Raw genomic sequence first — 20,362 nt, forward strand, 5'->3', positions numbered from 1 at the left:
AGCTTTTTTGTCATTTTGAACATTCTCCGATCCCAATTTTCCTCTTATTATACAAGAAATACCCTATAGAATAGACTTTTTTTAAGTGTCTATTCTATAGGGTACATTTTAAAACGCAGTCGTTTTTTTTATATAATCGTTAAAAATTCACGTAAAGAGCGTATAGTGGGCACAGCGTATTTTAGCTGCGAGTTGTTCCGATTTAACCATATTCCATGCATTCCAGTTATTGTACTACTAATTGCATCCGTTTCTAATCGATCGCCAATATAATAGCAATCTTTCATTTCAAGATTCGATTGCAATACGGCCCTGTGAAAAATTTCTGGGTCTGGCTTCGATATACCAATTTCACTAGAAGTAAAAATATATTTAAAATATTGTAGAATGTTTAGAGCTGTTAATTTTTCGATTTGTTGTTCATAATCACCATTACTAATGATGCCCAATGAATAACCTCTTTGCTGTAAGGATTGTAATGTGTAGAGTACATCTTCAAACGCAATCCAGTTGTTCCTATATAGTTCTATATATTGATTGAATCTGTGCTGAGATTCCTCGAGTGATAAGTTTTCTCCATATGTTTTAAATAAATGATACATTCGCATCCATTGTTGTTCTTGAAAAGATAATTCCTTGGATAAAAATTTGTTGAAATATTGTTCGGATAATGCATGCCATAGTTTCGCAGCCTCTAATTCGTTTCCTGAAAAAATATCATTATATCTTTGGAAGAAATGTGAGATACCATTTCTCTCAGCAGTGTCGTAATCAAGTAAAGTGCCATCAATATCAAAGAAAATCATGTAAAAATCTCCTTATTACTAACTATTTGCGTACTACTGCAGCCTCGTATCCTTTCATAAATAACAAAGTCATATAAGAAACAATAAATGAGAAAATGCTGTACATGCCAACCCAAAAGAAAAATTTTGGAGTAAAGGCGATAACACCTATTATTAAAAAACTAGCAAACGTTACAATCGGCATTACGTAATACGTTTTCGTTCTACGTGTTCCAATAACAGAAATAATAAAGATAAGTAATGGACAAAGAAATAAGACGAAAATCAATTCATTCATAATTATGTCCCCTTTTCTAGTAGAAGTAATATGTTTCTTGTAAACGTTTTGAATAATTGCTCTTCTAAAATAATTTCGCTAAGTTACAAAAAATACCTTTTGAAAGTCGGATATTTTAATAATGACTGCAATAAAAAAACGTAAGCAAGTATTATCTTGCTTACGTTATAGAATAAACATCGCAACGATAGTGGTGACGATTAAGCCGATAACAACTGGTAAAAAGTTTCGGCGTGCGAGTTCAAATGGATCTACTTTACAAATCGCAGCGGCAGGAATAAGGGCCCAAGGAATTAAGGTTCCGCCCCCGGTCCATATGGCAGCGATTTGCCCGAGTGCTGTTAATGTAGCTGTTCCATGCCCAAGTGCTGTTCCGAAAAGGTTTGCAATCGAACCGGCAAGTGATATACCGGAAAAACCAGATCCATCTAAGCCTGTTATGACACCAACGATAGTTAATGTCCCAGCCGATACATATTGATTTAAAGGAACCGTTTGAGACAAAGCGATTCCTAAGTCGTTAATGATTCCGTGTGAACCTTTCGGTAAATAGTCTCCAATAATTTTCACAAAGCCGCTATCTCCTAAATAAAAAAGTGCAGCAATTGGAATAACTGGGCCAAAAATTTTAAATCCAAATTGGAGCCCCTCTATAAAATAATCTGTCGTTTTATTCAGGCCATTTCCTTTGTAGGCGATGAGAGAAATAATGATAATCATAATAACTGTCGTCCCGCCGATAAGTGCTGTTGCATCGCTTCCTTGTAGTTTAAATTGAATCATGCAAAGAATATCAATGATATATACGATAGGGATACATATGGCGAGCCATTTCTTTATGCGAGGAGATAATAAAATGGTAGTTTTGGATGGTTCAGTTGATGAAGTAGAATCTTGCAACGATAAGCCTGTATGAAATTCTTTTCGTAAAAAGAAAAATGCGATAGAAGTTGTAACAACGCCCATAACAATAACGAGGGGAACACTTGCAGAAACAACGCTGGAAACAGGGAGACCAGCAGCGTCCGCTGTTAATTTTGGAGCTCCTTGAATAACGAAGTCGCCAGATAAAGCAATACCGTGTCCAAATAAGTTCATAGCAATTGCGACTCCAATTGGAGGAAGGCCGACGCGTACAGCGACTGGTAATAAAATAGCTCCCATTAAGGCGACAGCTGGAGAAGGCCAAAAGAAGAAAGAAATGGTCATCATCAAAAGGCCGATAATCCAGTAGGCGAGTGTAGGTGTACGAATCATCTTGGTAAATGGTGAAATCATCGTATCATTTATGCCGGTATGAACGAGTAAATTGCTCATCGATACGATAATGGAGATGATTAATATAGTTGGTAATAGTTCAGTAATGGCGTAAATGAAACTTTGGAAAATCCCGCTAATGGCAAGAGGGATAGAACTTGTTGCAGTTAATGCTAGTAAAAAGATAAAAACGATACAAATGATCGTCGTATCTTTCCGAAGAATAAAGAAGGTAATAATGGTTAGTAAACAAAGAACATAGAGAGCGTGTAATAGTGTTAATTCAACTCCCATAACATTCACATCCTTTAGGCATTCGTGTAGTTCATTGTATGAAAGCAGTGAAAGTATGTGAGTATAGGAAAAAGAAAAAAGTGAAATTTCATGTACTGTAATGGTAAGAATTAAAAATGGAATTGAAGGAGGACTTATGCACAAAAAAATTGGTTTTTGGGGATTCATCCCGCTATTTGTGGGCAGTAAGACTCCCACCTCAAAAGTCGGCGAATGCGAGGGGGGGAGGTGGGAGATCGACTGCCCGTAAAAGCCCGATTGGTGAAGGCTAATAATCAGTGGGGGATGGACAAAACCCCCACTGATTAAAGTTTCACTGTATCATATCTTGTAGTCTATTAATCATTTTAAAGCTATTTGCAAAGAATGAATGGATAAGTATTATACCTGTTCTCGGGTTTGTGTTTATACTTTTAAATAGCTGGGATGACATAAAACAACATAGTAAGAAAAGGATTGGAATTATGATAGGTATCATTGTTGTTTGTTCATTTGTCGTAGGGGTTATTTTAATAGAGGGCCAAAAGCAAATGGAGAAAATGTCTATTTTTCAAGAATGGATGTCGTCTGCGAAGGGTTTTTATATTGTAATTATAGTCGTTATTTTTCTAAGAGTCATAATAAGAATAGGGAATTACATATTAAAGAGAGGATAGAATGGAGGTAGTACGAATGAGAGAAAAAATAGGGTATTACGGTGTACTCGCTTGTTTAATATTATCAGTCATTTCAGGACAATTTCTTAAAAGTGAATGGATAGGCGTTATATTATGTATAGGAATATTGATTTTTGCTCCCATGTATCACTGGGATGAATGGAAAGCATATAGTCGAAAAAAGAAAATTATTTTCAGCATCGAGTTTGTCATTATAATTAGTACGATTCTATTTTTGTTACTGAAAGGAAATGAGATAATAGATGGAATTGTAATTGTTCAAGGATGGTTATTTATCGCGAAATTGCTATATTTAATATGTATTCTAATAGCGCTAGCAGTGATTGCTAAAAAAGTAAACGGAAAAATATTTGCTAATGAATAGAAGAAAGTGCCACCGGATAAGGTGGCACCTTCTTACTTTACTGAATGAGCTTTTTGCATCTTCTTAATTAAACGAATTTGTCCGCGATGATTAATTTCATCTTCAAATACGTGAAACCATTTAAAGTAGTTATTTGCTGGTTTTTCATACCAAAATTCTTTCGTTTTAAATAACCATTCATCTGGTAAAGACTGAAATGTTTCAATAGTCTTAGAGCGTACTTCTTGTAATGTATTTATGTAAAATTCTATGGAGTTTCCTTTTATTTTCTCACGTCCAAGATCCCCTAACTCAACAGCAGGTAACCAACGTTCTAATTCAGAATCTGTCGGTTCACGATCTTCAAAGGTATGAATTTGGTAGTAAAATTCAATAGCAGCCATATGGTACAATAACATGCCAATTGAATTTGCCTCATCATCATATAAATAATCAAGTTCTTCAATTGTTAAGCCTTCCACCGCTTGCATTGTTGTATAACGAGCGTAATTCATCATGGAAATAAGTTTTGAAAATTCTACGTTTAAACCATCTATTTTATCAATTACAAAGTTCAATTAAAATTCCCCCTCTTTTAAACGAATACTCCAGAGAAGGAATTCTATGTGCAGAGAAAAACTCCTGTTAAAAAAGTTCATAATTTTTAACAAGGAATAACAATTAGCTCTCTATTTGCCTTTGTAATAACTTCATATCCGTCTTTTGTAATGACGATATCGTCTTCAATTCTACAACCGCCCCAGTTTGGTATATAAATGCCCGGTTCTACTGTAACAACCATACCTTCTTCTAAAGTAGCCTTACTTTCTTGGGATAGACGGAGAGGTTCATGAATTTCTAACCCAAGACCGTGACCAGTAGAGTGGCCAAAATATTGACCGTATCCATGTTCTGTAATGTAATCTCTCGTTATATCATCGATACTTTTTGCGGTTTCTCCAGGCTTAATTGCTTCAGTTCCACGCTTTAATGCTTCTCGTACAACATTATATATTTTTTTGAATTCTTCCGATGGTTCTCCAATTGCTACAGTACGTGTAATATCGGAACAATATCCATTATAAAGGGCACCGAAATCTAATGTAACGACATCGCCGCTCTCGATTATTTTATTCGATGCAACTCCATGAGGAAGAGAAGAACGAACACCAGAAGCTACAATGATTTGAAATGATGAGGACGTAGCTCCTTTTTTTCGCATGAAAAACTCTAATTCATCTCGGACATCGGTCTCACTTATTCCTGGTTTTAGAAACTTGAGAATGTGGTGAAATGCTTCGTCAGCAATATTAGCTGCAATTTTCATTATTTCTATTTCGGGTGTGTCTTTAATAATACGAATATCTTCGATGATTTCACACACCTGAACCATTTCTGCCTTCATATATTTTTGTAAGTTCTTATATTGTTGCAATGTCATGTTATTTTCTTCAATTCCAAGTTTTTGAATGTTTAATTTGGATACTTGATTTGCAACTTCTTTTTCTAAATTTCCTTTATGCATAATGATTTCTGCGTCTTTTATTTGTGATTTCGCTTGATCAACATAGCGAAAGTCAGTTATAAAAATAGCTTTATCCGCAGAGATTAAGACGACGCCAGCGCTACCTGTAAAGCCTGTTGCATATTGACGATTTTCTTTTTTTGTAATAAGTAATCCGCCAATTTCATAGTTTTTTAGTTGATTTTGGATTTTATTAATTCTTAAAGTCATGTTAATTCCCCCTTTTCACAGTATTGAATAAAGCAAATAGCGTGCCAAAAAATATCTTTAGAGAAAAAGATAGTGGGAATTACATATGTTTTAGAGAAGATAAGAAATTTAGCCCATTATTTGTGGGCGGTGGGCTGCTCGTGAAATACAGATTACTTCAATTAACAGTGGGAGAATGAAAAAAACATCAACTCAAGATTCACTTTCTTTACACACTGTAAAAAAATTTATACAAATACGAAATAGCACTGTCAAATTTTTTGAAAATATCGAAGTGAGGAAAGGAAAGGATAAGTGATGTTTAGAGTATATATTTGGAAAAACATTATGCTTACGTTTTGTTTTGATGTAAATTTCAATATATAAATGAACGATTATTATTGATATAATAGGGAATTGTTGGATTTCTCTCGAAGATAGGGATACGTAACAAATATGAAGGGATAAGGATTGTGAGTATATGAAAAAATTAAGTAAAGTAATGTCATTTTGCTTGGTAGCTAGTATGGTTGTTCTAGCAGGTTGTGAAAAAAGTGAAAACAAAGTTCAAGTAAATAAAACAATTGAACAGCTTGATGAAGCACCAGAAGTGACAGAAAAAGAAGCGAAAAAGATTGTAAGAAAGAGCGTAGATGGAATAGCAAACTCTTTTAGTGAAATGGAAAAAGAGAATGGATGGAGTCGAAATAATCCTGGAGATTTGGGTACAGCTAAAAAAGGCGTTAAGGGTATAGTTTCAGATAAGTTTCTGGAGAAACAGCTTCCAGGTTTGCTTGATACATTTAATAGGTCAAGGGAAACTGATATGTTGCCATTCCCAATTCATATTGAGCCCGACGTGAGGATAACTTATTCACAGAAAAATGATGTTTTAAAGATTGAGACACTTACCCTTGCAAATGACATGGGGAATGAAGCGGAGACATGGGAATTTATTTTAGTTTATCCAGATGGAAAATGGTTAATGGATAGATGGTCATCAAATACGCCAGCAGATTTAAAGTTAACGAAAGAAGAAGCTAACGAGCTTCTTAGAGTTCAAGGTTTCAAGAATGTCTCTTTTGTTAGAGAAGAGAATAGTGGAAATAAGAAATATATTTTTAAAGAAAGTAACGGAGTAGTTGCTGTGGACGCCCAAACATCTGTTATTACTCACAATGTAGATGAGAAAGAACAAGAAAAGGTAACGAAAGAAGATTTTATTCAAGAGCAAGAAACAGCTAAGGGAAATGATTCCAGTACGTATACTAGTTCAAAAGAAGAGAAGCAGCCTAAAAAAGAATCTTCTTCAGTATTAGGTAAAACTAAGGTTCTAAATGAGTTAGCCGCTCTAGAAAATCAAGAAAAACATACAAATGTTATGACAACAAACGATATAGTTAATGAAATAGAAGGAAATTATCAATTGTGGGATAGTAAATTAAATGAAATTTACAGCACATTAAAAAATACGATGTCACCTGATGCATTTCAGTCGTTAAAAACGAAACAAATTGCGTGGGTTAAAGAAAAAGAAAGTAAAGTTACAGCAATTGGTACTGATCCAAACAATGGAACGATGAGACGTATAGAAGCTTCAGAAGAGAAATATAAGATGACAAAAGAAAGATGTTATGAATTAGTTAATGGATATATGAACTAAGCTGGAAAAATAAAAAATGCGTTGCTAGCAAGCCAAGCAACGCATTTTTTATTTACGCTTTTAATTTCATTACGATGTCAGCATCTGGTGTTACATATACTGTTTGTTGGTTATCATACGTAACGAATCCAAGTTTTGCACCACTCGGTTTTTTAACGTGACGTATTTTAGTGAAATCAACAGGTACAGAGCTAGACTCTTTTGCTTTACTGTAATAAGCGGCGATTTTTGCAGCTTCCAGTAAAGTTTCTTCAGCAGGTTCTAAAGAACGAATGACAACGTGGGACCCAGGTATGTCTTTCGTATGTAACCAAATTTCATCACGACGGGCAAATTTCGTTGTTAAATAATCATTTTGCTTATTGTTTTTACCAACGAAAATCTCTGTACCGTCACTAGCTAAATATTTATCCAATACTGGTTTTGTAGGTTTTTTCTTTGCGTTTTTCTTCTTACGATTGCGCACATATCCTTCTTCAGCTAGCTCCTCACGAATTTCTTCAATATCTTTTGAAGAAGCAGCTTCCATTTGTTGAAGTAAGCTATCGAAATAAAGAATTTCTTCATTGGTTTTTTCGATTTGTTCTTCTACAATAACAACTGAATTTTTTGCTTTTTGGTACTTTTGGAAATAGCGTTGTGCATTGTCAGATGGTGTTTTTAAAGGATCTAATGTGATTTTTACAGTTCCGCCATTTTCATCGTAATAATTAATGACCTCAATATCTTTATCACCTTTTTTCAAAGCGTACATATTGGCTGTAAGCAGCTCTCCAAATAGTTGATATTTATCTGCTTTTCCAGCATCTTGTAATGTTTTTTCAAGTTTAATAAGTTTTTTCTCATTTTTGTTTTTTTCGTTTTGCATAAAGCGTTCTAAATCGTGAGCCTGTTGTTTTACACGGTCTCGCTCCGCTTTTCCGAAAAAGAAACGGTCTAACAATTCACTAACAGATGAAAATGTTTTTTCTTTTCCTTGTAAGTGAGAAAGAGGGAATAGGTAAAAGAACTCTTTTCCATTCGCTGTTATCATTGCTGGCACGTACTGATGTGTTAGCAAAGGTTTTTGCAAGCTGAAGAAAGCTTCAGATAATGCTTTTTCATTTGCCATACCTGCTTTTTTTACAACTTCTTTTGCAAATAATGGGGAAATTCCCATGAATGCTCCGACAAGTTGTTTGTCCATGTTGCCAGATAAAAAGTCAAGCGGTTTAATAAAATCATCTTCTGTTTCGATAAGAAGCGGATTAACTTTATGTTGTGCTGGTGGGGCAACATATTCAGCTCCAGCATATACAGTACGATGTCGGTTTACCGCTAAAGAAACGTGTTTTAAGCTATCTAAAATAACATTTGTTTTCGTATCTACTAAGATAATATTACTGTGTCGTCCCATTATTTCGATTACTAATGTTTTTACTGATTCGTCACCGATTTCATTGCGACCGCGGACTGTAATTTGAATAATACGTTCTAAGTCAATTTGTTCAATTTTTTCAATAAATCCACCTTCTAAATGTTTGCGAAGAAGCATACAAAACATCGGCGGTAGCGCTGGTGAATCGTAGTTTTGATTTGTTAAGTGCATACGCGCATATGTAGGGTGAGATGAAAGAATCAGCTTTTGGTTTTTTCCGTTTGCTCGAATATGTAATAAAACTTCATATTTTGAGGGTTGATATATTTTTGAAATTCTTCCTGTTTGAAGAGAATTTGCAATTTCATGTGTAATTGCTCTTGTAAATAATCCATCGAATGCCATGAATGAACACTCCTTTCTAACTAAAAGTTAATTATAGCATTTTTTTGGACGAGGCTGAATAAGCTTTCATTAGAGTATGTCTGGAATCAGGAGGTCGATGGCAGGATGAATTGGTATGAAATGCGAGCACATGAAGTGGAGGAAAGAACGAATACGAATGTGGAGGTAGGTCTTACAGAGCAAGAAGCAGAGGGCCGATTAAAGAAATTTGGTACAAATGAATTGCAAGAAGCAAAGCGGCCTTCTGCGCTTATGGTGTTTTTAGCGCAATTTAAAGATTTTATGGTACTTGTTTTATTTGGTGCTACAATTATTTCAGCTTTTTTAGGAGAGTATATTGATTCGATTGCAATTGTTGCAATTGTTATTATCAATGGTGTCCTCGGTTTCTTTCAAGAGAGGAAAGCTGAAAAATCGTTGGAAGCTTTAAAAGAATTGGCAGCCCCTCAAGTTACTGTACTAAGAAATGGGAAGTGGATAAAAGCACCGTCAAAAGCGCTTGTACTAGGTGATATTATTAAGTTTTCTAGTGGTGACCGTATTGGCGCGGATGTTCGCCTTGTGGAATCTTCAAGTTTATATATTGAAGAATCGGCTCTTACAGGAGAGTCATTGCCTGTACAAAAGAAGGTAGAGGCGTTACAAGGCCAAGATGTTTCAATTGGTGATCAAAAAAACATGGCATTTATGGGGACGATGATAACGAGAGGTGCTGGAACAGGGGTAGTCGTAGCGACTGGAATGAATACAGCTATGGGGCAAATTGCAAATATGTTGCAAAATGCTGAGCAAATGGAAACGCCATTACAAAGAAGATTAGAACAGCTTGGAAAAATTTTAATTATTGTTGCTCTTATTTTGACGGCTCTTGTTGTACTAGCTGGTGTATATCAAGGGAATGAAGTGTATCACATGTTTTTGGCTGGGGTTTCGCTTGCTGTTGCGGCTATTCCAGAAGGATTGCCAGCTATCGTTACGGTTGCGCTATCACTTGGCGTACAGCGTATGATTAAAAAGAGGGCAATTGTGCGAAAGTTGCCAGCTGTAGAAACGTTAGGCTGTGCTTCTGTTATTTGCTCAGATAAAACAGGAACAATGACACAAAATAAAATGATGGTAACACATATGTGGTCAGGCGGAGAATTGTGGAAAGTAACAGGTCAAGGCTATGAGCCAACGGGTTCGTTTATGAAAGGTGAAGAAGTAATTGACCCTACTAAGACGAAATCACTGTATCAACTACTTACATTTGGCTGTTTATGTAATAATGCGAATGTTATTCAAAAGAAAAAGACGTATGTGTTAGATGGAGATCCAACAGAGGGAGCTCTCGTTGCTGCTGCAATGAAGGCGGGAATATCACGTGAAGCTCTTAAAGGAAAGTTTGAAGTCATTCGTGAATTTCCTTTTGATTCAACTAGAAAAATGATGAGTGTTATTGTTCGTGATCGTGAAGGCAAAAAATTTGTTATTACAAAAGGAGCACCAGATGTTCTTTTGCAAATGAGTCAAACAATTTTGTGGGGAAATAAGCAGCAGTCTTTAAGTGAAATGTATCGAAAAGAAGTGCAGGCAGCGATTCATTGTTTAGGAAGTCAAGCTTTACGAACGATTGCGGTGGCATTTAAACCGTTAAAAGCTACAGATTCAATTGAACATGAAAGAGAAGTCGAGCAGGATTTTATGCTTGTTGGAATACAAGGAATGATAGATCCGCCAAGACTAGAAGTGGCGCAAGCGGTGAAAGAGTGTAAGGAAGCTGGTATTAGAACGGTAATGATTACGGGAGATCATAAAGTGACAGCAATGGCAATTGCGGAACAGCTAGGGGCTTTACCGGCGGGTGGACGCGTTGTTGAAGGTGTAGAACTTGCGAATATGGATGTAGAGGCATTAGAAGATATTGTAGAAGATACGTATGTATTCGCTCGTGTGTCTCCTGAGCATAAATTGAAAATTGTTAAGGCGCTGCAAAATAAGGGGCATATAGTAGCTATGACAGGTGATGGAGTGAACGATGCTCCAGCTATTAAAACAGCTGATATAGGGATTGCGATGGGAATTACAGGGACAGATGTTGCAAAAGAAGCTTCTTCACTTGTGTTGTTAGATGATAACTTTGCTACGATTAAATCGGCGATTAAAGAAGGTAGAAACATATATGAAAATATTCGGAAGTTTATTCGGTATTTGTTAGCATCTAACGTTGGTGAAATTTTAGTTATGTTATTTGCGATGTTACTTGCACTGCCATTGCCGATGGTTCCAATTCAAATTTTATGGGTGAACTTAGTTACTGACGGTTTACCAGCGATGGCATTAGGTTTGGATAAGGCTGAAGGAGATGTGATGAAGAGAACACCACGCCATCCGAAAGAAGGGGTGTTCGCTAGAGGGCTTGCGTGGAAAATTATAAGTCGTGGTTTTCTAATCGGAGCAGTGACATTAGTAGCGTTTATTATTGCATTTAACCAGCATCCGAATGAATTGAAGTATGCACAAACGGTAGCCTTCGCAACATTAGTACTGGCTCAGCTTATTCATGTATTTGATTGTCGTAGTGAACATTCTATATTTCACCGCAACCCGTTTGGCAATATATATTTAGTAGGGGCGGTTATTATTTCTTTACTGTTAATGCTTGTAGTTATATATTATCCACCATTACAGCCGATTTTTAGCACAATGCCGATACAAGCACGAGATTGGTTGTTAATTGGGGGATTATCATCTATTCCGACCTTCTTATTAGTAGGATCCTTATTAACAAGAAAAAAGGAGAAAAAGAAAAAGCCACTGTTATATAAGAAGGGATTAAACTTGAAATAGTCAATGATATGAAAATATGATATAATTTACAGAAGGTAGTAGAGTTGCATCTCTATTACCTTTTTCATTGAGTTATTTCATGGCTTGGATGTGATAAAGATGATTTGTAGTATGACAGGATTTGGAAGGTCGAAGGTAGAAAACGATACTTTTCAAATAACAGTAGAAATGAAGTCGGTGAACCATCGTTTTTTAGAAATGAGTATTCGGCTTCCGAAGCAAATGATGGTGTTTGAAGACAAGATTCGTAAAATAATTGCAAAGCAAGTTCGCCGTGGACGTATTGAAGTGTCTATTAGTATAACAGGTGAAGGGCTTGTTGAAAGAAAATTAACTGTGAATTGGGAAATTCTTGAACAGTACCAATCCATTATGGAAGATATAAAAGGAAAATTTCAATTACAAGATTCTATTACACTTCAACAGCTAATGGGAATGCCGGAAGTAACGGCAGTTGAAGAAATAGAAAATGTAAATGAACAATTTGAAACCGGTTTATATGAGGCTGTTCGCCAAGCTGCTCATATGTTGAAAACGATGAGAGATGGCGAAGGAGAACGATTACATAAAGATATAGCATATCGTTTGCAAGAGATTCATAATTGTGTAAATGCAATTATTCCACATGCACCAATGGTTACACAAAAATATCGTGAACGATTAGAAAATCGCTTAAAAGAATTACATAACCAAGATTTAGATGAACAACGATTGTTGACCGAAGTAGCAATATTTGCAGAGCGTTCAGATATTCACGAAGAATTAGTTCGATTACAAAGTCATTTAGATCAATTTCATGAAGCACTGCAAATTACAGAGCCTGTTGGAAGGAAAATGGACTTCATCGTGCAAGAGATGCATAGGGAAGTTAATACGATAGGTTCTAAGGCAAATGACTTAACAATTTCAAAATATGTCGTAGAAATGAAAAATAACCTTGAAAAAATTCGTGAACAAGTACAAAATATTGAGTAGCTTTCAAAAAATATATAAAGTTATACGTGGTGGAGAAATCGGATAGACTTACTAGGAGGCGCAAACTATGGCCATGCGGTTTTTAAATATTGGATACGGGAATATTGTATCTGCTCATCGAATTATTGCTATTGTAAGTCCGGAGTCAGCTCCTATTAAACGAACAGTACAGGAAGCGCGTGAACATAATGCTTTGCTTGATGCTACGTATGGGAGAAAAACAAGGGCGGTTATTGTTATGGATGATGGGCATGTAGTATTAAGTCCAATTCAGCCAGAGACGATTGCACATCGTTTGAATAATAAAGAAGATTTAAGTGAGGAAGGGTAGGTTTTACATATTTATGAGAAGTAGAAGAGGATTGCTCATCGTTCTTTCGGGACCTTCTGGTGTCGGGAAAGGAACGGTTCGAAAAGAGCTGTTTAGCCATGAAGACACACGTTTTCAGTACTCTATTTCAGTAACGACACGTAAACCGCGTGAAGGTGAAGTAGATGGTGTGGATTATTTCTTTAAAGAGAGAGAAGAATTTGAAGAAATGATTCGTAATGAAAAGTTACTTGAATGGGCTGAGTTCGTTGGTAATTATTACGGAACACCGATTGATTATGTTGAAAAAACGTTACAAGAAGGAAAAGATGTGTTCTTAGAAATTGAAGTGCAAGGAGCAATTCAAGTTAAGAAAGCCTTCCCAGAAGGTGTATTTATTTTCTTAGCACCTCCAAGTTTATCTGAACTAAAGAACCGAATTGTCGGCCGTGGTACAGAAACTGAAGATGTTATTGAAAATCGTTTAACTGTAGCGAAAGAAGAAATCGAAATGATGGACGCTTATGACTATGTTGTAGAAAACGATCAAGTTGAATTAGCTTGCGACCGAATTAAAGCAATTGTGGTTGGTGAACATTGCCGCCGCGAAAGAGTGGCAAAATACTATAAAGAAATGACGGAGGGTCTATAATTATGTTAAATCCATCAATTGACTCATTATTAACAAAAATCGATTCTAAATATACACTTGTAACAGTAGCTGCAAAGCGTGCACGTGAAATGCAAATTGCTGACAATTGTGTTATTGAAAAGCCTGTTTCTTATAAATGTGTAGGTAAAGCATTAGAAGAAATCGATTTAGAAGTATTAAAATATATACCAAGCGATGACACAATAATTGATTAAGACATTCTTTTCGACAAATTAAAACATAGACTTTATAATTTTCTATGTAACGGTAACAACCTATTTACAAGTAGGTTGTTATTTTTTTACGATAGGGATGAAAAGGAATCGAAAAAGACGGAACGAAATACTGGTACTGACGAGCTGAAAATTCTATTTCAGTAGAATAAGTTTGAAAAAGAAAGAGGACGAGTCATATGCTAAAAGGGAAAAAGATACTTCTATGTGTAACAGGAGGCATTGCAGTTTTTAAAGCGGCTGCGTTAACAAGTAAATTGACACAAGCTGGCGCTCTTGTAAAAGTAATGATGAGTGAGTCGGCAATGAAGTTTGTTACGCCTCTTACATTTCAAGCACTTTCTCGCCATGATGTATATACGGATACGTTTGATGAGAGAGACTCGGCTGTTATTGCTCATATTGATTTAGCGGATTGGGCAGATGTTGTACTTGTTGCACCTGCTACAGCTAATTGCATTGGAAAGTTAGCTGGCGGTATTGCTGATGATATGATTACAACTACTTTGTTAGCTACTACAGCTCCAGTGTGGATTGCACCGGCTATGAATGTGCATATGTATGAAAATAAAATTGTTCAAAAAAACATGATGACGTTAAAAACATTAGGATATACATTTATTGAGCCTGGGGAAGGTTTTTTAGCATGTGGTTATGTAGCAAAAGGAAGACTGGAAGAACCTGAAGCGATTATTGGACGATTAGAAGAGGCTTTCTCAGAACAAAAACCATTGCAAGGAAAACGAATATTAATAACAGCTGGACCGACACGTGAAAAGATTGATCCGGTTCGTTTTATGACGAATTTTTCTTCTGGAAAGATGGGGTATGCGATCGCAGAAGTTGCAGCAGGCTTAGGTGCTGATGTCATACTTGTGTCAGGACCGACAGCATTAGAGTCACCATTACATGTCACAACAATACAAGTAGAATCTGCACAAGATATGTTAGAGGCAGTCCTTCAACATTATCATAATGTGGATGTTGTCATCAAAACAGCAGCCGTTGCAGATTACCGTCCGAAATATGTTCATGATAATAAAATGAAAAAGAAAAATGGCGGTGCTGTAATTGAATTAGAAAGAACAGTGGATATTTTAAAAACGTTAGGTGAGAAGAAGGACCGACAGTTACTTATCGGTTTTGCAGCTGAAACGACAAACATAGAGGAATACGCAACGAGAAAATTACGTGAGAAAAATGCAAATATGATTGTTGCGAATGACGTGAAAGCTCAAGGAGCTGGGTTTGGTACGGATACAAATATTGTGACAATGTATAGAAAAGATGGAGAAATTATTGAGCTGCCACTTTTAACGAAGAAAGAAGTGGCTCGTGAAATATTAAAGCAAATAGAAATGATGTTAGAAGATGATTGTGTATGAAGTTTGCAAGTGTAATTGTTGATGTACCTGCACGTCAAACAGATCGACCGTTTGATTATATTATCCCTAAAAAATGGGAAGATATCGTGCAAACAGGAATGCGTGTAGTAGTCCCATTCGGTCCGAGGAAATTGCAAGGTTTTATTATTGGCATAAAGGATTCGGTTGACCTAGAAAGTAAAAAGTTAAAAGCATTGTATGAAATATTAGATGTCACTCCGGTTTTAAATGATGAATTATTGAAGCTTGGGTATTGGCTTACAAGTGAAACGTTATGTTATATGATTTCAGCTTTTCAGGTGATGCTTCCGACGGCGATAAAAGCAACATATAAAAAGCGTCTGCAACTTCGTAACCAAGAAGAAGTAGCGCCAGAAATTCTTTCTTTATTTCAAGGGAAGGAAACGATAGATTGGGAAGCTATCGAAGCGCAGCCGCACCTATATCGCACTATTCAACAAGAAATTAAAAATGGTACGACTGAAGTAGTTTATCAAGTAAAGGATAAAGTGCAGAAGAAGAAACAAAGAGTAGTTCAACCGGAGTTGCCGGCAGATAAATTGGAATTAGCAGCATTTGAACTGAAAAGCAAAAAACAACAAGACGTACTCTATTATTTTGTAGAAAACTACAAAAGTGTACCGTTAAAAAATTTAACAGAAGAATTACAAATAACAGATGCTCCAATAAAAGCACTTGTTAAAAAGGGTCTAATCTCAGAAAAGTATGTAGAAGTATACCGGAATCCGTATGACGATGATGATTTTGAACAAACGAAACCATTTCCGCTTACTGAGGAACAAAAACAAGTAATTACACCGATTTTGTCATCAATTACAAATGAAACTTACAATCCATTTTTACTATATGGTGTTACAGGAAGTGGTAAGACTGAAGTGTATTTACAATCTATAGCAGCGGTGTTGAAGAAAGGAAAAGAAGCAATTGTACTTGTTCCTGAAATTGCGCTAACGCCCCAGATGGTAGAGCGCTTTAAAGGTAGGTTCGGTTCGCAAGTTGCAGTTCTTCACAGTGCGCTTTCTGTTGGCGAGAAATATGATGAATGGCGAAAGATATTAAGAAAAGAAGTGAAAGTTGTAGTTGGTGCGCGTTCAGCTATTTTTGCTCCATTTGAAAATTTAGGAATCATTATTATTGATGAAGAGCATGAATCAAGTTATAAGCAAGAGGATAACCCAAAGTATCATGCAAGAGATGTAGCAGTGTGGAGAGGACAATACCATAAGTGTCCAATCGTTCTCGGAAGTGCAACGCCGACACTTGAATCGTTTGCTAGAGCGAAAAAAGGTGTCTATGGGTTGCTTACAATGGAAAAACGTATGAACAAACAAGCTTTGCCGACTGTAGAAATTGTTGATATGCGTGAAGAGCTTCGTGATGGAAATCGCTCAATGTTTTCAAAGGCACTGCATGAAAAAATAGCAGATCGATTAGAAAAGAAAGAACAAATGGTTCTCTTTTTAAATAGAAGGGGTCATTCTACGTTTGTGATGTGCCGTGATTGTGGGTATGTCGTACAATGTCCGCATTGTGATATTTCGTTGACATATCACAAAATGAACCATCGTTTAAAATGTCATTATTGTAGTCATGAGGAAAATATGCCAACGGAGTGTCCTGCTTGTAATAGTGCGTATATTCGTTTCTTTGGTACAGGGACGCAAAAGGTTGAAGAAGAAATCACAAAACTATTCCCTGAAGCGCGGGTCATTCGAATGGACGTGGATACAACAAGCCGTAAAGGAATGCATGAAAAATTATTAAAGGCGTTTGGTGAAGAGAAAGCAGATATATTACTTGGAACACAAATGATTGCAAAAGGGCTTGATTTTCCGAAGGTGACGCTTGTTGGGGTTTTAACGGCGGATACGATGCTTCATCTACCTGATTTTCGGGCGAGTGAAAAGACATATCAGCTATTGACACAAGTGAGTGGACGTGCAGGAAGACATGAATTGCCAGGGGAAGTTGTAATTCAAACGTATACGCCGGAACATTACAGTGTAGAATTAGCAAAGAATCAACAATATGATGTATTTTATGAGCAAGAAATGCAAATGAGGCGAATGAGACAATATCCGCCATATTACTACGTTGTACTTGTAACTGTATCTCATCCGGAATTATTAAAGGCAGTCCAAGTGACGGAAAAAATTGTCGGTCATTTACGAACGCAGTGTTCAAGGCAAACAATGGTGTTAGGGCCAGTTGCTTCAGCAATTCCAAGGATAAAAGATAGATATCGTTACCAATGCATGATAAAATACAAACGGGAACCAAACTTAAAGAACGTGCTCAAAATGGTAAATGAACATTATCAAGTAGAAATGCAAAAAGAGCTACAAATCTCAATTGATTTTAATCCAACAATGTTAATGTAGCGGAGGGAAATATGGCAGTTTTAGAAATTGTAAAGCATCCAAATGAAGTGTTAGAAACACCATGCGAAAGAGTAATTGACTTTGATAAAAAGTTAGTAAAATTGTTAAAAGATATGCATGAAACAATGTTAATTGCAGACGGTGTTGGTCTAGCTGCGCCACAAGTAGGTGTAAGCTTACAAGTTGCTGTTGTTGATATAGGTGATGATACGGGTAAAATTGAATTAATTAATCCTGTTATTTTAGAAAAACGTGGTGAACAAGTAGGTCCCGAAGGCTGCTTAAGCTTTCCGGGACTTTATGGTGAAGTGGAGCGTGCAGATTACATTAAAGTACGTGCGCAAAATCGTCGCGGTAAAATATTTTTATTAGAAGCGGATGACTTCTTAGCGCGTGCAATTCAGCATGAAATCGATCATTTACACGGTGTTTTATTTACATCTAAAGTGAAAAGATATTATGAAGCAGGCGAATTAGAATAGGTTTAAAAGGAGCGGTTTTTGAATGATGAAAGTAGTATTTATGGGGACACCGGACTTTTCTGTGCCGGTGCTTCGTCGTTTTATCGAGGACGGATATGACGTAGTTGGTGTTGTAACGCAACCTGATCGTCCAGTTGGTAGAAAAAAGGTTTTAACACCTACTCCTGTTAAAGTAGAAGCGGAGAAACATGGTATTCCAGTATTACAGCCGTTAAAAATTCGTGAAAAAGACGAATATGAAAAAGTATTAGCACTAGAGCCAGACTTAATTGTAACAGCGGCATTTGGACAAATCGTACCGAATGAAATTTTAGAAGCGCCAAAGTATGGATGTATTAATGTCCACGCGTCATTACTTCCAGAACTTCGCGGTGGTGCACCAATTCATTATGCGATCATGGAAGGTAAAGAGAAAACAGGTATTACAATTATGTATATGGTAGAAAAATTAGATGCTGGCGATATATTAACGCAAGTAGAAGTAGAAATTGAAGAGCGTGAAACAACAGGTTCATTATTTGATAAGTTAAGTGAAGCAGGAGCACACCTTTTATCTAAAACGGTTCCTTTACTAATTCAGGGTAAACTAGAACCAATTAAACAAAGTGAAGCTGAAGTGACGTTTGCATATAATATTAAACGTGAGCAAGAGATAATTGATTGGACAAAAACAGGTGAAGAAGTATACAATCACATTCGCGGATTGAATCCATGGCCAGTTGCTTATACGACTTTGGCAGGACAAGTTATTAAAGTATGGTGGGGAGAGAAAGTCTCTATTACAGAGAAAGCTGAACCAGGTACAATAGTAGCTCTTGAAGAAGATGGATTTGTTGTTGCAACAGGGAATGAGACAGGCGTTAAAATCACTGAATTGCAACCATCTGGTAAAAAGCGTATGAGTTGTTCACAATTTTTACGTGGAACAAAACCTGAAATTGGTACGAAGTTAGGAGAAAATGCATGAGACAAAATGTTCGTGAGTTAGCTCTGGATGGCTTAATTCAAGTAGAAAAAAGTGGTGCATATAGCAACTTACTTTTAAATAATCTGATTGAAAAAAATACAATTGACAGAAAAGATATTGGTTTATTAACTGAAATGGTATATGGAACAATTCAACGTCGTGACACACTAGATTATTATTTACAACCATTTTTAAGAAAAAAGGTTGAAGCGTGGGTAAGAGTGTTGCTTCGCCTATCTCTATATCAAATGCTATATTTAGACAGAGTTCCAGAAAGAGCGGCTATTCATGAAGCAGTTGAAATTGCAAAGCGTCGTGGGCATAAAGGGATTTCAGGCATGGTGAACGGAGTATTGCGTTCAATTCAGCGAGAAGGTGTACCTTCGTTAGAAGAAATCGAAAATCCAGTAGAACGTCTTGCAATTGCAACGAGTCATCCAATGTGGCTTGTACAAGAATGGGCATCCGAATATGGTTTAGAGACAGCAGAGAAAATGTGTGAAGTAAATATGTTGCCACCTGTACCAACAGCACGTGTAAATGTTGATAAAGTAACGGTAGAAGAAGCGGTTGCGTTATTAGCTGATGAGGGTATAGAAGCAAAACGTGGCGAATTGTCAGAGGATGCAATTCAAATTGAAAGAGGAAATGTCGCACATACAGAAGCGTTCAAAAAAGGTTTCCTTTCTATTCAAGATGAAAGCTCAATGCTTGTAGCACGTGCTTTAGAACCGAATAAAGGAGATGCAGTTCTAGATAGTTGTGCTGCTCCTGGCGGAAAAACAACTCATATTGCAGAGCGTTTGGACGGAACTGGTAAGGTAATGTCGCTTGATTTACACGCACATAAAGTACGTTTAATTGAACAACAGGCGAAGAGACTTGGTTTAGAAAATGTAGAAACGATGGCTTTAGATGCTAGAAAAGTTCAAGAGCATTTTGCAAATGAATCTTTTGACAAAATATTAGTAGATGCACCATGTTCTGGATTTGGTGTTATTAGACGTAAACCTGATATTAAGTTAGGTAAAGATAAGGGCGATAGTGAAAGGTTATCAACGATTCAACTTGCGATACTAGAAAAAATAGCACCATTGTTAAAACAAGGTGGTCGCCTTGTTTATAGTACTTGCACAATTGAAAAAATAGAAAATGAACAAGTAATAAAGCAATTTTTACAAGAGCATCCTGAATTTGAATGGGATACTACGATAAAAGATCGCATGCCAGAAAAGTTAAATCCGTATATTGATGAAGGTCAAGTACGAATTTTACCGCATTATTTTGCAACAGATGGCTTTTATATTGCTTGTTTAAGAAAGAAGGTGTAGCAT

19 protein-coding genes are annotated in these 20,362 nt (G+C 36.4%); 13 read left to right on the forward strand and 6 right to left on the reverse strand.

What is annotated here, in order from left to right:
* Nucleotides 1-128: 128 nt before the first annotated feature.
* The 3 genes from MR071_RS23365 to MR071_RS23375 form a co-directional block, all read right to left on the reverse strand.
* Entirely contained in the window at nt 129-806 is a 678-nt protein-coding gene (locus MR071_RS23365) for an HAD family hydrolase (RefSeq protein WP_105586412.1), read from the reverse strand.
* A 22-nt stretch (nt 807-828) separates the two neighbouring features.
* Nucleotides 829-1,083, reverse strand: a complete 255-nt coding sequence (locus MR071_RS23370) for a YbeF family protein (protein ID WP_105586413.1) — start codon at nt 1,081-1,083, stop codon at nt 829-831.
* Nucleotides 1,084-1,248: 165 nt separating this feature from the next.
* Nucleotides 1,249-2,634: a hypothetical protein gene (locus tag MR071_RS23375; protein ID WP_105586414.1), complete on the reverse strand. Its 1,386-nt coding sequence runs from the start codon at nt 2,632-2,634 to the stop codon at nt 1,249-1,251.
* A 320-nt stretch (nt 2,635-2,954) separates the two neighbouring features.
* On the opposite strand from MR071_RS23375, the gene MR071_RS23380 reads away from it, so the two are divergent.
* Nucleotides 2,955-3,290: a YoqO family protein gene (locus MR071_RS23380; protein WP_105586415.1), complete on the forward strand. Its 336-nt coding sequence runs from the start codon at nt 2,955-2,957 to the stop codon at nt 3,288-3,290.
* A 16-nt stretch (nt 3,291-3,306) separates the two neighbouring features.
* A complete protein-coding gene (locus tag MR071_RS23385) occupies nt 3,307-3,675 on the forward strand; it encodes a YoqO family protein (protein WP_242238112.1) in 369 nt (122 codons plus the stop codon).
* Nucleotides 3,676-3,707: 32 nt separating this feature from the next.
* Here the strand turns inward: MR071_RS23385 and MR071_RS23390 are convergent, their stop codons facing one another.
* Complete coding sequence (locus MR071_RS23390) at nt 3,708-4,232, reverse strand: DinB family protein (protein ID WP_242238113.1); 525 nt, start codon at nt 4,230-4,232, stop codon at nt 3,708-3,710.
* An 86-nt stretch (nt 4,233-4,318) separates the two neighbouring features.
* A complete protein-coding gene (locus MR071_RS23395) occupies nt 4,319-5,389 on the reverse strand; it encodes a M24 family metallopeptidase (protein WP_242238114.1) in 1,071 nt (356 codons plus the stop codon).
* Nucleotides 5,390-5,849: 460 nt separating this feature from the next.
* On the opposite strand from MR071_RS23395, the gene MR071_RS23400 reads away from it, so the two are divergent.
* The gene (locus MR071_RS23400; RefSeq protein WP_242238115.1) at nt 5,850-7,031 is read left to right on the forward strand and encodes a lysozyme inhibitor LprI family protein; all 1,182 of its coding nucleotides are present in this window, start codon (nt 5,850-5,852) and stop codon (nt 7,029-7,031) included.
* A 52-nt stretch (nt 7,032-7,083) separates the two neighbouring features.
* On the opposite strand, the gene MR071_RS23405 is transcribed toward MR071_RS23400, so the two are convergent.
* A complete protein-coding gene (locus MR071_RS23405) occupies nt 7,084-8,793 on the reverse strand; it encodes an Rqc2 family fibronectin-binding protein (protein ID WP_242238116.1) in 1,710 nt (569 codons plus the stop codon).
* 105 nt (nt 8,794-8,898) lie between these two features.
* Between MR071_RS23405 and MR071_RS23410 the strand changes: the two genes are divergently transcribed.
* From MR071_RS23410 to rsmB, 10 genes are all read left to right on the forward strand, one after another.
* Nucleotides 8,899-11,622, forward strand: coding sequence for a calcium-translocating P-type ATPase, SERCA-type (locus MR071_RS23410; RefSeq protein WP_242238117.1), 2,724 nt, complete (start codon nt 8,899-8,901; stop codon nt 11,620-11,622).
* Between the two features lie 99 nt (nt 11,623-11,721).
* On the forward strand, nt 11,722-12,597 hold the full coding sequence (locus tag MR071_RS23415) for a YicC/YloC family endoribonuclease (protein WP_105586421.1): 876 nt from the start codon (nt 11,722-11,724) through the stop codon (nt 12,595-12,597).
* Nucleotides 12,598-12,664: 67 nt separating this feature from the next.
* Nucleotides 12,665-12,928: an extracellular matrix/biofilm regulator RemA gene (gene remA, locus MR071_RS23420; protein WP_001251456.1), complete on the forward strand. Its 264-nt coding sequence runs from the start codon at nt 12,665-12,667 to the stop codon at nt 12,926-12,928.
* 13 nt (nt 12,929-12,941) lie between these two features.
* Nucleotides 12,942-13,559, forward strand: coding sequence for a guanylate kinase (gene gmk / locus MR071_RS23425; protein ID WP_001257739.1), 618 nt, complete (start codon nt 12,942-12,944; stop codon nt 13,557-13,559).
* A 2-nt stretch (nt 13,560-13,561) separates the two neighbouring features.
* Nucleotides 13,562-13,774 (forward strand): DNA-directed RNA polymerase subunit omega, encoded by a 213-nt coding sequence (rpoZ, locus tag MR071_RS23430; RefSeq protein ID WP_002088226.1) that lies wholly within the window; start codon nt 13,562-13,564, stop codon nt 13,772-13,774.
* A gap of 197 nt (nt 13,775-13,971) precedes the next feature.
* Nucleotides 13,972-15,177: a bifunctional phosphopantothenoylcysteine decarboxylase/phosphopantothenate--cysteine ligase CoaBC gene (gene coaBC / locus MR071_RS23435; protein ID WP_105586422.1), complete on the forward strand. Its 1,206-nt coding sequence runs from the start codon at nt 13,972-13,974 to the stop codon at nt 15,175-15,177.
* Complete coding sequence (gene priA / locus MR071_RS23440; protein WP_242238118.1) at nt 15,174-17,579, forward strand: primosomal protein N'; 2,406 nt, start codon at nt 15,174-15,176, stop codon at nt 17,577-17,579. The genes coaBC and priA overlap by 4 nt, the downstream gene beginning before the upstream one ends.
* Nucleotides 17,580-17,590: 11 nt before the next feature.
* Entirely contained in the window at nt 17,591-18,061 is a 471-nt protein-coding gene (gene def / locus MR071_RS23445) for a peptide deformylase (protein WP_105586424.1), read from the forward strand.
* A gap of 22 nt (nt 18,062-18,083) precedes the next feature.
* Nucleotides 18,084-19,028, forward strand: a complete 945-nt coding sequence (fmt, locus tag MR071_RS23450) for a methionyl-tRNA formyltransferase (RefSeq protein ID WP_105586425.1) — start codon at nt 18,084-18,086, stop codon at nt 19,026-19,028.
* Complete coding sequence (gene rsmB / locus MR071_RS23455) at nt 19,025-20,359, forward strand: 16S rRNA (cytosine(967)-C(5))-methyltransferase RsmB (protein WP_002088220.1); 1,335 nt, start codon at nt 19,025-19,027, stop codon at nt 20,357-20,359. The genes fmt and rsmB overlap by 4 nt, the downstream gene beginning before the upstream one ends.
* The last annotated feature ends 3 nt before the right edge of the window (nt 20,360-20,362 follow it).

The sequence above is a fragment of the Bacillus cereus group sp. BfR-BA-01316 genome (assembly GCF_022664195.1).
GTDB lineage: Bacteria > Bacillota > Bacilli > Bacillales > Bacillaceae_G > Bacillus_A.